Origin of the sequence: Chimaeribacter arupi, from assembly GCF_002858805.1 — a bacterium.
GTDB classification, from domain to species: domain Bacteria; phylum Pseudomonadota; class Gammaproteobacteria; order Enterobacterales; family Enterobacteriaceae; genus Chimaeribacter; species Chimaeribacter arupi.
Window position 1 is genome coordinate 1 of the sequence record NZ_PJZI01000004.1, and the last position, 13,992, is coordinate 13,992.

Genomic DNA, 13,992 nt, shown 5'->3' on the forward strand with positions numbered 1-13,992 from the left:
AATGATCCACCATCATCACGCGGTCGCCGTCACCATCCCCTCAGGGAAACTTATATCACTATACGATACAAGCGCTACAGAGCAGCCGGATCATGCGCTATTTTCAGTCGGATTGCAATCTGAAACCGGCGATAAATGCAACATTAACCCTTCATTTTGTGTACCATTGCGCGGGGCTGTTCCGCCTGTTTAGCAGCGGGTCGCCAGGCTCTGGGAACAGATCTGTTCTGCCGCGATACAAGTGCTACAGAGTGCTTGTTTCGCCCCTTTTTTCCTGGTGGAAAATGGGCGGTCGTGGTCCTGTAAGGAACACGCAATGAGAAGGAGTTCGCTTTATCTCCTGATTGTTGTACTGGGAATGGCGTTAGGTGCAGGGAATGGCGGATGGTCAATATCTGACATTTCTTTCTCGGTTAACGTTATTCATCAGAGCAAGTAAGCTACCGGCCACGCTTCGGCGTGGCCTTTTTTATCCATAAAAAAACGGCGCCTTTCGGCACCGTTTTTACCATGCTGAACCGCGGCGGGAATTACTTCTTCTTCGCTTTCGGGTTCGGCAGGTCAGTGATGCTGCCTTCGAAGATCTCAGCAGCCAGACCCACGGATTCGTGCAGGGTCGGGTGAGCGTGGATGGTCAGCGCGATGTCTTCCGCATCACAGCCCATCTCGATCGCCAGGCCGATTTCGCCCAGCAGCTCGCCGCCGTTGGTGCCGACGACCGCACCACCGATCACGCGGTGGGTCTCTTTGTCGAAGATAAGCTTGGTCATGCCGTCTGCACAGTCAGAGGCGATGGCACGGCCGGAGGCCGCCCACGGGAAGGTGGCGGTTTCGTAGCTGATGCCCTTCTCTTTCGCTTCTTTCTCGGTCAGGCCGACCCATGCCACTTCCGGCTCGGTGTAAGCGATGGACGGGATCACTTTCGGGTCGAAGTAGTGTTTCTTACCGGAGATCACTTCCGCCGCCACGTGGCCTTCATGCACGCCTTTGTGTGCCAGCATCGGCTGGCCGACGATGTCACCGATGGCGAAGATGTGCGGCACGTTGGTACGCATCTGCTTGTCCACATGGATGAAGCCGCGGTCGTCCACTTCCACGCCCGCTTTGCCGGCATCCATGAGTTTGCCGTTCGGCACACGGCCGATCGCCACCAGCACGGCGTCGTAACGCTGTGGTTCAGCCGGGGCTTTCTTACCTTCCATCGTGACGTAGATGCCGTCTTCTTTGGCTTCTACCGCCGTGACTTTGGTTTCCAGCATCAGGTTGAACTGCTTGCTGATACGTTTGGTGAAGACTTTCACCACGTCTTTGTCCGCCGCCGGGATGACCTGGTCAAACATCTCAACCACGTCAATTTTGGAACCCAGTGCGTGGTAAACGGTGCCCATTTCCAGGCCGATGATACCACCGCCCATGACCAGCAGGCGCTCAGGCACTTCTTTCAGTTCCAGGGCAGACGTTGAATCCCACACGCGCGGGTCGTCGTGCGGAATGAATGGCAATTGGATCGGACGGGAACCCGCCGCGATGATGGCATTGTCGAAGGTGATGGTGGTTGCACCATTTTCGCCTTCAACCTGCAGGGTGTTGGCACCGGTGAATTTACCGAAACCGTTCACCACTTTAACCTTACGCTGTTTGGCCATGCCGGAGAGGCCGCCGGTCAGCTGGTTAATGACTTTCTCTTTCCAGGTACGGATTTTGGTGATGTCTGTTCTCGGCTCACCGAACACCACGCCATGTTCCGCCAGTGCTTTGGCTTCTTCAATGACTTTGGCGACGTGCAGCAGCGCCTTGGAAGGGATACAGCCCACGTTCAGGCAAACCCCGCCCAGCGTGGAATAGCGTTCAACCAGAACCGTTTCAAGACCTAAATCAGCGCAACGAAAAGCCGCAGAGTAACCTGCAGGGCCTGCCCCAAGTACCACAACCTGGGTTTTGATTTCTGTACTCATCATGACCTCTTAATTGATTGTCCGGCGGGTCAGACGTCAGTTTTGTCGCTTGTAGAATTCATAACGCCCTTCATCCACCGGGACGCTTACACCGCGAGCAGTTTACAGAATTGTTAACAACCTGCAAAGCAAGTTCGAGTGTTCAGTGTCTTAGCGATCGGGTTACACCAGGTGAGACACCTGCTGAAACCGGCGGCGACCATGCCGATGCCAAAAAATTCAGGCCAGCCCGAAGGCCGGCCTGTGTGCTTACATCACCAGACGGCGAATGTCAGACAGCATGTTATTGATGATGGTGATGAAACGTGCCCCATCCGCCCCGTCAATCACCCGGTGGTCGAAGGAGAGTGACATCGGCATCATCAGACGCGGTGTGAACTCTTTGCCGTTCCAGACCGGCTCCATCGCGGATTTGGATACCCCGAGGATCGCCACTTCCGGTGCGTTAACGATCGGCGCGAAGTGCGTCGTCCCGATACCGCCCAGGCTGGAGATGGTGAAGCAACCGCCCTGCATTTCGCCGGCCGTCAGCTTACCGTCACGCGCTTTTTTGGAGATGGTCATCAGCTCGCGGGACAGCTCCGTGATGCCCTTCTTGTTCACGTCTTTGAACACCGGTACTACCAGGCCATTCGGGGTATCCACGGCCACACCGATGTTGATGTATTTCTTCAGCGTCAGCTTCTGGCCATCTTCGGACAGGGAGCTGTTGAAGCGCGGCATCTGCTCCAGGGCAGCGGCTACGGCTTTCATGATGAAGACCACCGGGGTGAATTTCACGTCCAGCTTGCGCTTCTCGGCTTCGGCGTTCTGCTGTTTACGGAACGCTTCCAGCTCGGTGATGTCGGTTTTGTCGAAGTGCGTGACGTGCGGGATCATCACCCAGTTACGGCTCAGGTTAGCACCGGAGATTTTCTGGATGCGGCCCAGCTCGACTTCTTCAATCTCACCGAACTTGCTGAAGTCCACTTTCGGCCACGGCAGCATACCCGGCAGGCCACCACCGGTTGCCGCAGCGGCAGCCGGGGCAGACTCGGCACGTTTCACCGCGTCTTTCACATAGCTCTGGACGTCTTCGCGCAGGATGCGGCCTTTACGGCCGGTGCCTTTCACTTTGCCCAGGTTAACGCCGAACTCACGCGCCAGGCGGCGGATCACCGGGGTGGCGTGGACGTAGGCATCATTTTCCGCGAACTCGCCTTTGGCTTCCGGCTTGCTCTCGGCTTTCGCCGGGGTCGCTTTCGGCACGTTGGAATCCTGCTCAGCTTTCGCCGGTGCCGCGGTTTCCTGCTGCTTCGCGCCGCTCTGTGCGGCCGGGGCTGCGCCTTCGACCTCGAAGATCATGATCAGGGTGCCGGTTTTCACTTTGTCGCCGGACGCGATCTTGATCTCTTTGACCGTACCCGCGAACGGGGCCGGGACTTCCATGGAAGCTTTGTCGCCTTCCACGGTGATCAGGGACTGCTCAGCCGCCACCTTGTCGCCGACCTTGACCATCACTTCAGTGACTTCGACTTCATCACCGCCGATGTCCGGCACGCTGACTTCTTTGCTGGCAGAACCGCCCTGCGCTTTTGCAGGCTCGGTTTCACCGGCAGGTTTCGGCGCGCTCTGCGGCTGTTCTGCCGCGCCCGCGACCTCGAACACCATGATCAGGGAGCCGGTGCTGACTTTGTCACCGGTCGCGATCTTGATCTCTTTCACGGTACCGGCGAACGGTGCCGGCACTTCCATGGAGGCTTTGTCACCTTCCACGGCGATAAGCGATTGGTCGGCTTCTACTTTGTCACCGACTTTCACCATCACCTCGGTCACTTCCACTTCATCGGAACCGATGTCAGGAACGTTAACCTCTTTGCTGGCGCCAGCGGCGGCGGCGGCCGGTTTCTCGTCGGCTTTCGCCTCAGAGGCCGGGGCTGCTGCCGGGGCTTTCTCTTCAGAGGCCGCACCGGCCTCTTCAAAGGTCATGATCAGTTTGCCGGTTTCGACTTTGTCGCCCACGGAGACTTTGATCTCTTTCACCACACCCGCCTGCGGGGAGGGCACTTCCATTGAGGCTTTGTCACCCTCAACGGCGATCAGCGATTGTTCAACCTCAACCTTATCGCCAACCTTCACCATCACTTCGGTGACTTCAACTTCATCTGCACCGATGTCCGGTACGTTGATTTCGATAGCCATCTCTTCTTTACCCTCTTATGCCAGACGCGGGTTAACTTTGTCAGCATCGATGCCGAATTTGGTAATCGCTTCTGCCACTACCTTGGTGTCGATGTCGCCACGTTTTGCCAGTTCACCCAGTGCAGCCACCACCACGTAGGAGGCATCCACTTCGAAGTGGTGACGCAGGTTTTCGCGGCTGTCGGAACGGCCGAAACCGTCGGTACCCAGAACGCGGAACTCGCTGGCCGGGATGAAGCTGCGCACCTGCTCGGCAAACAGTTTCATGTAGTCGGTAGAGGCCACGGCCGGGGCATCGCTCATCACCTGGGCGATGTACGGCACACGCGGTTCTTCAGACGGGTGCAGCATGTTCCAGCGCTCACAGTCCTGGCCGTCACGGGCCAGTTCGGTGAAGGAGGTGACGCTGTAAACGTCAGAGCCCACGCCGTACTCTTTCGACAGGATCTCTGCCGCTTCACGCACATGGCGCAGGATGGCACCGGAGCCGAGCAGCTGCACTTTGCCTTTGCTGCCTTCCAGGGTGTCGAGTTTGTAGATCCCTTTACGGATCCCCTCTTCCGCACCTTCCGGCATGGCCGGCATGTGGTAGTTCTCGTTCAGCGTGGTGATGTAGTAGTAAACGTTCTCTTGCGCTTCACCGTACATACGCTCCAGGCCGTCATGCATGATCACCGCCACTTCATAGGCGTAGGCCGGGTCGTAGGAGATGCAGTTCGGGATGGTCAGCGACTGGATGTGGCTGTGGCCATCTTCGTGCTGCAGGCCTTCGCCGTTAAGCGTGGTACGGCCGGAGGTGCCGCCGACCAGGAAGCCGCGCGCCTGTTGGTCGCCCGCCAGCCAGCAGAGGTCACCGATGCGCTGGAAGCCGAACATCGAGTAGTAGATGTAGAACGGGATCATCGGCAGGTCGTTGGTGCTGTACGACGTGGCCGCAGCCAGCCAGGAGGAGGCAGCGCCCAGTTCGTTGATCCCTTCCTGCAGGATCTGGCCCTTCTCGTCTTCGCGGTAGTAGGCAACCTGCTCGCGGTCCTGCGGGGTGTATTGCTGGCCGTTCGGGCTGTAGATCCCGATCTGGCGGAACAGCCCTTCCATCCCGAAGGTACGCGCTTCGTCAGCGATGATCGGTACCAGACGATCCTTGATGGAGTCGTTTTTCAGCATCACGTTCAGTGCACGCACGAAGGCGATGGTGGTGGAGATCTCTTTCTTCTGCTCTTCCAGCAGGGCAGAGAAATCTTCCAGTGCCGGCAGTTGCAGCGACTGGGTAAATTTCGGCAGACGGGTCGGCACATAGCCTTGCAGGGCCTGGCGGCGCTCATGCAGGTATTTGTGTTCTTCCGATCCTTCTTCGAATTTGATGAACGGCAGGCTTTCGATGTTTTCGTCAGTGACGGTGACATTGAAGCGATCGCGGAAGTAACGCACGCCTTCCATGTTCATTTTCTTCACCTGGTGGGCAATGTTCATGCCTTCCGCGGTGACACCCATGCCGTAACCTTTCACGGTGTGGGCCAGGATCACAACCGGCTTGCCTTTGGTGTCCTGGGCTTTTTTCAGTGCAGCGAAGATTTTCTTCGGATCGTGGCCGCCACGGTTCAGTGCCCAGATCTCGTCGTCGCTCAGGTCTTTGACCAGCGCGGCGGTTTCCGGGTATTTGCCGAAGAAGTGCTCACGCACGTAAGCGCCGTTTTTGGACTTGAAGGTCTGGTAGTCGCCGTCCACGGTTTCGTTCATCAGCTGGATAAGCTTGCCGCTGGTGTCTTTACGCAGCAGCTCGTCCCAACGGGAACCCCAGATGACTTTGATCACTTCCCAGCCGGCGCCGCCGAAGATGCCTTCCAGCTCGTTGATGATCTTGCCGTTACCGGTCACCGGGCCATCGAGGCGCTGCAGGTTACAGTTGATCACGAACACCAGGTTGTCGAGCTTCTCACGGGTGGCGATGGTGATCGCCCCTTTGGATTCCGGCTCGTCCATTTCGCCGTCACCCAGGAAGGCGTACACGGTCTGTTCGGAGGTGTCTTTCAGGCCGCGGTGCTCCAGGTATTTCAGGAACTTCGCCTGGTAGATGGCGCTGATCGGGCCGAGGCCCATCGACACGGTCGGGAACTGCCAGAATTCCGGCATCAGTTTCGGGTGCGGGTAAGAAGACAAGCCCTTGCCATGTACTTCCTGGCGGAAGTTGTTCATCTGCTCTTCGGTCAGGCGGCCTTCCAGGAAGGCACGTGCGTAAACGCCTGGGGAGATGTGGCCCTGGAAGTAGACCAGGTCGCCGCCATCTTTCTCATTGCGTGCACGGAAGAAGTGGTTGAAGCAGACTTCATAGAAGGTCGCGGAAGACTGGAAGGACGCCATGTGGCCGCCCAGCTCGAGGTCTTTTTTCGACGCGCGCAATACGGTCATCACGGCGTTCCAGCGAATGGCGGAACGGATGCGGCGCTCCAGTTCCAGGTTGCCGGGATACTCCGGCTGGTCTTCCACGTTGATGGTGTTGACGTAGTTGCGTGCGGCAGCACCGGCAGCGACCTGAACGCCGCCTTTACGTGCCTCTCCCAAAACCTGATCAATCAGGAACTGAGCACGCTCAACACCCTCTTCACGGATGACCGATTCGATCGCCTGTACCCAGTCGCGGGTTTCGATCGGATCCACGTCATTATTTACACGTTCTGACATGGTGGGATTCCTTATCTTCTCTATACGTTGGTGTAATGGAGCCTGTCTTCCTGTGCTCTGGGGCAGAACACACGAAGACAGGCCCGTTATGGGTTGCCGCTATCAGTGCTTTAACTAAGCGCTTAATCCCTGCGTTGCTGGAGACGGCGCAGCGAACGCTCTCGCCGGCTGTGTTCTCTGCTGAGATCCAGCAAAATTTCCTCAATAAAGGCCAGGTGCCGGTGCGAGGCCTCGCGCGCCTTTTCCGGCTCGCGGGCCACAATCGCCTCAAAAATCCCGGCACGGTGGCTGCTTACTTTCGCCAGCATTTCGCGGCGCGAGTAGAGCAATTCAAAGTTCTGCCGGACGTTCTTTTCCAGCATCGGGCCCATACAGCGTAACAGGTGCAACAGCACCACGTTATGCGCCGCCTCGGTGACCGCCACCTGGTACTGCATCACTGCGTCTGCCTCGGCATCCAGATCGCCGCTGTCCTGCGCCTGCTGGATAACCAGATGGCAGTCGCGGATGCGCAGCAAATCTTCCTCCGTCCCGCGCAGGGCCGCGTAGTATGCGGCGATCCCCTCCAGCGCGTGGCGGGTTTCCAACAGGTCGAATTGTGATTCAGGGTGGTCGGCCAGCAGTTCAGCAAGCGGGTCGCTGAAGCTTTGCCACAGATTTTTTTGGACGAAGGTGCCGCCGCCCTGACGCCGCAGGAGCAGGCCCTTGGCCTCCAGACGCTGGATGGCTTCTCTGAGAGAAGGACGCGACACATCAAACTGTTTCGCCAGCTCACGCTCCGGGGGCAATTTCTCGCCGGGGCGCAGCGTCCCTTCCAGAATCAGATACTCCAGTTGCTGCTCTATCACATCCGATAATTTGGGCTGGCGGATTTTGCTGTAGGCCATGTTATTCTTCTCACCGGCAAGCGCGTAGTAAATTGGTAATACCAATTTATAAAACGTGCCCGTAAACTAACAAAGTATTCACCTTCTGTCCATATCGCACGAATGAAAAGCGCCTTGCTCGCACAATTTAACAAAGATTTTACCTAACCCGATCAAAGCCCCCGCCAACGCTTGGTATGACCAATTTTGATGCAGATCAATTTTTAACGTTTACGAAACAATTAAGCCCCGCTGCTGAAACGTAACAACCTGCATAACCCCGCCTGAATCCGCCGAAATTACGCATAATCATGCAATGGTCATGTTGGGGGGCAAAATCACGGATACCGGGGCCCGCAAAAAAGCGGTCATACCATTAATAAACTTTAAGCGGATTATTCATGCGGGTGATGAACATTCGATGACCGCTGCCCTGTCGCAGGCGGTTTTTCCGGCGGCGGTACTAACCGGTCGCTAATTAGGCAGTTACATTCAGAAACCAGGTGCAAACTTTTTCGCTTACCACTATTCTGGCCGCAACGGTAGCGTACGGCGTCTCTTCCTTATTTCCGCTCCGTAAACCTATTAATACAATAACTGTAACTATCTTCTTACAAGTGGCGGGTCACGCCCCCTGTAAGACGTTTGCCCCAAGTGACAGAGGACAGTAAATGGTTGATAAACAGCATGGTGATGAGCTGAAACGTGGGCTGAAAAACCGCCACATTCAGCTTATTGCCCTGGGTGGTGCAATTGGTACCGGGCTTTTCCTGGGCATCGCACAGACAATTAAAATGGCAGGCCCTTCCGTGCTGCTGGGGTACGCGGTCGCGGGCTTTATCGCCTTCCTGATCATGCGTCAATTAGGGGAAATGGTGGTTGAGGAGCCGGTCGCCGGGTCGTTCAGCCATTTCGCCTATAAATACTGGGGTAACTTTGCAGGCTTTGCCTCCGGCTGGAACTACTGGGTGCTGTATGTGCTGGTGGCGATGGCAGAGCTTTCCGCCGTCGGTATCTATATCCAGTACTGGTGGCCGGAGATCCCGACCTGGGTCACCGCCGCGGTGTTCTTTGTGCTGATCAACGCCATTAACCTGACCAACGTCAAAATCTATGGCGAGATGGAGTTCTGGTTCGCCATTATTAAAGTCGTGGCGATTGTCGGCATGATCGTGTTCGGCGGCTGGCTGCTGCTGAGCGGAAACGGCGGCCCGGAAGCCACCGTGACCAACCTCTGGGCGCAGGGCGGCTTCTTCCCGAACGGTATCGGCGGGCTGGTGATGGCGATGGCGGTGATCATGTTCTCCTTCGGCGGGCTGGAGCTTATCGGCATCACGGCGGCGGAAGCGGATAACCCGGACGTCACCATCCCGAAAGCCACCAACCAGGTGATTTACCGTATCCTGATTTTCTATATCGGCTCGCTGGCGATCCTGCTGTCACTCTACCCGTGGGGCAAAGTGGTGGAAGGCGGCAGCCCGTTCGTGCTGATCTTCCACGCACTGAACAGCAATGTGGTGGCGACGGTGCTGAACATCGTGGTACTGACGGCGGCGCTGTCGGTGTACAACAGCTGCGTCTACTCCAACAGCCGGATGCTGTACGGCCTGGCGAAACAGGGCAACGCCCCGAAAGCGCTGATGAGCGTGGACCGCCGTGGCGTGCCGGTGGCCGCGATTGGTATCTCCGCGCTGGCCACCGCACTCTGCGTACTGATCAACTACCTGATGCCGGGCAAAGCGTTCGAATTGCTGATGGCGCTGGTGGTGTCCGCGCTGGTGATTAACTGGGCGATGATAAGCCTCGCGCACCTGAAGTTCCGCAAGGTGAAACGCCTGCAAGGCATTGAGCCGAAGTTCAAGGCGTTCTGGTACCCGTTCAGCAACTACCTCTGCCTGGTCTTTATGGCCGCGATTCTGGTGATCATGTACCTGACGCCGGGCATCCGTATCTCGGTGATGCTGATCCCGGTCTGGCTGGTTGTCCTCGGCATCGGCTTTATGTTTACCCGCAAACGCGGCTGACACGGCCCTGTTTGAAAGCCCGGCTCCGGCCGGGCTTTTTTATGCCTGTCCCTTTCTTGCACGTCGTTAATCCTGTTAATAAATAACCATGTTTGTTGTTAACTTGCTAACGATCTCACACTTTCACCAGCGTGACTGATTTGTCCATCTCTATAACCATCGGCTTCTGCATAGTGTGCAGCAGAGGGCGCAATAATCATCGCCTGACAGCAGTTTTTATCCATCACGGAGAAAAGATCCATGAAAGGTGGGGCGCTTTCGATTAAAGAGAAAATTGGCTATGGGATGGGCGACGCCGGCTGCAACATGATTGGCGGCGCCATCATGCTCTTTCTCAACTATTTTTATACCGATGTGTTTGGCCTGGCACCGGCGCTGGTGGGCGTATTGCTGCTCTCCGTGCGGGTTATCGATGCCGTCACAGACCCGATTATGGGGGCGATTGCTGACCGCACCGAAAGCCGTTGGGGGCGTTTCCGCCCTTACCTGCTCTGGATTTCCGTGCCGTATGTGCTGTTCAGCGTGCTGATGTTTACCACCCCGGAGTGGAGCTACAACAGCAAGGTGATCTATGCCTTTGTCACCTATTTCCTGATGTCTTTGACCTACACCGCCATCAATATTCCTTACTGTTCACTGGGCGGCGTGATCACCGCTGACCCGCATGAACGCGTCTCCTGCCAGTCTTACCGCTTCTTTATGGTCGGCATCGCCACCCTGATCCTCTCCTCTACCCTGCTGCCGATGGCAGAGTTTTTTGGCGGTGATGACCGGGCGCGCGGCTACCAGATGTCGATGGGCGTGATGGCGGTGATTGCGCTGTTTATGTTCCTGTTCTGTTTTGCCACCGTGCGTGAGCGCATCCAGCCCGCGGTGCCGAGCCGCGACGCGCTGAAAGCGGACATGAAAGATGTGTGGAAAAATGACCAGTGGGTGCGCATTCTGCTGCTGACGCTGTGCAACGTCTGCCCCGGCTTTATCCGCATGGCGGCCACCATGTACTACGTCACCTGGGTGATGGGGCAATCCGCCTCCTTCGCCAGCTTCTTTATCAGCCTGGGCGTGGTCGGCATGATGATTGGCGCCGCGCTGGCCAAGCCGCTGACCGACAAGTTCTGCAAGCTGAAAGTCTTCTTCTGGACCAACATCGTGCTGGCGATCTTCTCCAGCGGCTTTTACTTCCTTGACCCGCACCTCACCCCGTTGATTCTGGTCGCCTATTTTGTGCTGAACATCCTGCACCAGATCCCGTCCCCGCTGCACTGGTCACTGATGGCTGACGTGGATGATTACGGCGAGTGGAAAACCGGCAAACGCATCACCGGCATCAGCTTCTCCGGTAACCTGTTCTTCCTGAAAGTCGGGTTGGCGATTGCCGGGGCGATGGTGGGCTTCCTGCTCTCGTTCTATGGTTATGATGCCGGGGCGAAACAACAGAGCGCGTCTGCCGTGAACGGCATTGTGCTGCTGTTCACCGTGATCCCGGGGGTGGGTTACCTGATCACCGCCGGGGTGGTTCGCCTGCTGAAAGTTGACCGCAGCCTGATGGCACAGATTCAGCTTGATTTGGAAAAACGCCGCCAGAACTACCGTGAGCTGGCGCAGTACAAGGGCAGCAAGCACCCTGGGGGTGCCGCCCTGATTGCCGCAGATAAGGAGCCGCAGGCATGACCGTAACACGTTACCCTAACCCGCTGATTACCCAGCGTGCCGACCCGTTTATCTATCGCCATGATGACGGACACTACTACTTTATTGCCTCGGTGCCGGAATATGACCGGCTGGAGCTGCGCCGTGCGCCTTCACTGGAGGCGCTGGCGACCGCCGAGCCGTACATTGTCTGGCGCAAGCCGGAAAACGGCCCGATGAGTGCGCTTATCTGGGCACCGGAACTGCACCGGGTCGACGGCAAATGGATCATCTACTTTGCCGCTGCGCCGTCAAAAACCATCGTTGACGGCCTGTTCCAGCACCGGATGTATGCACTGGAGTGCGCGGAGGATGACCCGCTGCGCGGCCGTTGGATTGAGCGCGGGCGCATCTATACCCAGTTCGACAGCTTTTCACTGGATGCCACCACCTTTGAGCACCAGGGGAAACGTTACTATCTGTGGGCGCAGAAAGACCCGGCGATCCGCGGCAACTCCAACCTCTACCTGTGTGAAATGGAGAATGCCTGGCGGCTGAAAGGCACTCCGGTCATGCTGAGCAAACCGGAGCTGGAGTGGGAAACGCGCGGCTTCTGGGTGAATGAGGGGCCGGCGGTCATTGTGCATGGCGAACGGATTTTCATCAGTTATTCCGCCAGCGCCACCGACGAGAACTACTGCATCGGCCTGCTCTGGGCGGATATTCACAGTAACCTGATGAACCCGGCCAGCTGGCAGAAATCCCCCACGCCGGTCTTTACCACCAGCTGGGAAAACCGCCAGTTCGGGCCGGGGCATAACAGCTTTACCGTGAATGCGCAGGGTGGTGATGTGCTGGTTTACCATGCCCGTAACTACACCGAGATTGAAGGCGATCCGCTTTACGATCCTAACCGCCACACCCGCATTAAAGATCTCGAGTGGGACAAACAAGGGATGCCGGTATTCGGCGTGCCGCCTGCGGATAACCGCTGACGGCGCACGGCGTCGCATCAGTGAAATGAGCAGACTGATGCAACGCCCCGCATCCTGAGAAGGCCGGTTAACGCCGGCCACAAAAAAAGCACGGCGCGCCGTGCTTTTTTATTTGTTGCCCGTTACCTGCTGCCCGGTTCCGCCGTCAGGTCAGGTCAGGTCAGGTCAGGTCAGGTTAATGTGCCGTAGATGGTCAGCAGCGCCACCACGACTACGATGATCATGGTCACCTTTTTCGCCATCGCTACCGCCGCACGTGGGGTCTGAATCGGGTCCAGATGCGGCTCACGCGCCAGCGAGAACTGGGCCAGCCCGGTCAGCACGGTATATTGCGACGTACGACGATCCCAGATTGAGGCAAACCACGCCGGCAGCGCCCGTTCACCGTGCCCCAGCAGCGCATAGGCAACCCCGGCCAGCCGCACCGGCACCCAGTCCAACAGATGCAAAAGCGCATCAATGCCGGATTGCGCCCGCAGCAGCGGCGAGCCGTAGCGCGCCAGCCAGCTCTGGTAAGCGCGCAGGAAAGCGTACCCGGCCAGCGCCACGGGCCCGTAAGGCCCGCACAGCACAAACCAGAACAGCGGGGCCAGGTAGTAGCGGAAGTTAATCCACAGCAGCGCATTTTGCAGTTCACGCAACCGCAGCTCCTGGGAGCAATCCACCGGCAAGCCGTGGATCAGCGCCAGCTCACCTGCCAGATTTTCACAGGCACGGGCATCCCCCTGCCGGGCGGCTTTCAGGTACGCGCGGTAGTGGCGGCGTTTACTGCCGGCACCAATGCACAGCAGGCCAATCAATACCCACAGCAGCAGCGTCAGCACACCGAAGAATAACCCGTGCACCACCCATAAAATGCCCCACACCACACCAAGCCAGCACAACAGCATCAGCACCGTTTTCGGCCATGACGCGCCCCGGCTGCGCTGGAAAACCCGCTCCAGCCGGTGATCGAGCTGCCAGTGTTCGCCCAGTTTAAACAGGCGCTCCCATGCTAAAACCAGCAATAAAGTAAAAAGCGTCATCTGCCGAAGTATCCCCTTATTTCACGCGTATCCAACCGGGTGCCTTATGGCTGCACGGCACTGAGTCGCTGACGATAACCCGCCCAGTCAAATGCCGGGCCGGGGTCGGTCTTGCGCCCTGGCGCCACATCACTGTGGCCGGTAATGTTTTCTACAGTAATAGGATACGCGCTAATTAACAATTCGCTGACATCAGTCAGGCTCCGGTATTGTGCCTCGGTAAACGGCAGCGTGTCGGTGCCTTCCAGCTCAATACCGATGGAGAAATCGTTGCAGCGCTCACGCCCCTGCCACTGTGACACCCCCGCGTGCCAGGCACGATCGTTGAAAGAGACATACTGCACGATCTCGCCATCACGCCGGATCAGGCAGTGGGCAGCGACCCGCAGGGTATGGATCTCTGCAAAGAACGGGTCCGCCTGCGGATCCAGCGTGCCGGTAAACAGCTGGTCAATATACGGGCCGCCAAACCGGCCGGGCGGCAGGCTGATATTATGAATAATCAACAGGCTCGGCACGGTATCCGCCGGGCGTTGATCATAATGCGGCGACACCACTTTTCTGACCCCGGTCAGCCACCCTTTTTCCAGTTCCATCCTCTCCCCTCCCCGTGGCCGGGTATTGCCTGTGGCCGGTAC

At 57.6% G+C, this 13,992-nt stretch carries 10 protein-coding genes; 4 read left to right on the forward strand and 6 right to left on the reverse strand.

Annotation, left to right across the window (positions count from 1 at the left end):
- The coding region (locus CYR52_RS22800; protein WP_206605011.1) for a hypothetical protein at positions 1 to 193 on the forward strand (193 nt) is incomplete at its 5' end.
- Positions 194 to 530: 337 nt separating this feature from the next.
- Here the strand turns inward: CYR52_RS22800 and lpdA are convergent.
- The 4 genes from lpdA to pdhR form a co-directional block, all read right to left on the reverse strand.
- On the reverse strand, positions 531 to 1,955 hold the full coding sequence (gene lpdA, locus CYR52_RS03555) for a dihydrolipoyl dehydrogenase (RefSeq protein ID WP_101814792.1): 1,425 nt from the start codon (positions 1,953 to 1,955) through the stop codon (positions 531 to 533).
- 249 nt (positions 1,956 to 2,204) lie between these two features.
- Positions 2,205 to 4,136: a pyruvate dehydrogenase complex dihydrolipoyllysine-residue acetyltransferase gene (gene aceF, locus CYR52_RS03560; protein ID WP_072928883.1), complete on the reverse strand. Its 1,932-nt coding sequence runs from the start codon at positions 4,134 to 4,136 to the stop codon at positions 2,205 to 2,207.
- Positions 4,137 to 4,151: 15 nt separating this feature from the next.
- The gene (aceE, locus tag CYR52_RS03565; RefSeq protein WP_072928881.1) at positions 4,152 to 6,815 is read right to left on the reverse strand and encodes a pyruvate dehydrogenase (acetyl-transferring), homodimeric type; all 2,664 of its coding nucleotides are present in this window, start codon (positions 6,813 to 6,815) and stop codon (positions 4,152 to 4,154) included.
- Positions 6,816 to 6,937: 122 nt separating this feature from the next.
- Complete coding sequence (gene pdhR / locus CYR52_RS03570) at positions 6,938 to 7,702, reverse strand: pyruvate dehydrogenase complex transcriptional repressor PdhR (RefSeq protein ID WP_072928879.1); 765 nt, start codon at positions 7,700 to 7,702, stop codon at positions 6,938 to 6,940.
- Between the two features lie 650 nt (positions 7,703 to 8,352).
- Between pdhR and CYR52_RS03575 the strand changes: the two genes are divergently transcribed.
- The 3 genes from CYR52_RS03575 (at position 8,353) to CYR52_RS03585 (ending at position 12,329) form a co-directional block, all read left to right on the forward strand.
- Entirely contained in the window at positions 8,353 to 9,705 is a 1,353-nt protein-coding gene (locus CYR52_RS03575; RefSeq protein ID WP_072928877.1) for an amino acid permease, read from the forward strand.
- Positions 9,706 to 9,945: 240 nt separating this feature from the next.
- A complete protein-coding gene (locus tag CYR52_RS03580) occupies positions 9,946 to 11,376 on the forward strand; it encodes a glycoside-pentoside-hexuronide (GPH):cation symporter (protein ID WP_101827966.1) in 1,431 nt (476 codons plus the stop codon).
- Positions 11,373 to 12,329: a glycoside hydrolase family 43 protein gene (locus tag CYR52_RS03585; protein ID WP_101827967.1), complete on the forward strand. Its 957-nt coding sequence runs from the start codon at positions 11,373 to 11,375 to the stop codon at positions 12,327 to 12,329. The genes CYR52_RS03580 and CYR52_RS03585 overlap by 4 nt, the downstream gene beginning before the upstream one ends.
- A 170-nt stretch (positions 12,330 to 12,499) precedes the next feature.
- Here CYR52_RS03585 and ampE read toward each other — a convergent pair whose 3' ends face one another.
- Together ampE and ampD are read right to left on the reverse strand one after the other, a co-directional pair.
- A complete protein-coding gene (gene ampE, locus CYR52_RS03590; RefSeq protein ID WP_072928871.1) occupies positions 12,500 to 13,354 on the reverse strand; it encodes a beta-lactamase regulator AmpE in 855 nt (284 codons plus the stop codon).
- Between the two features lie 44 nt (positions 13,355 to 13,398).
- Complete coding sequence (ampD, locus tag CYR52_RS03595; RefSeq protein WP_072928869.1) at positions 13,399 to 13,950, reverse strand: 1,6-anhydro-N-acetylmuramyl-L-alanine amidase AmpD; 552 nt, start codon at positions 13,948 to 13,950, stop codon at positions 13,399 to 13,401.
- Between the last annotated feature and the right edge of the window lie 42 nt (positions 13,951 to 13,992).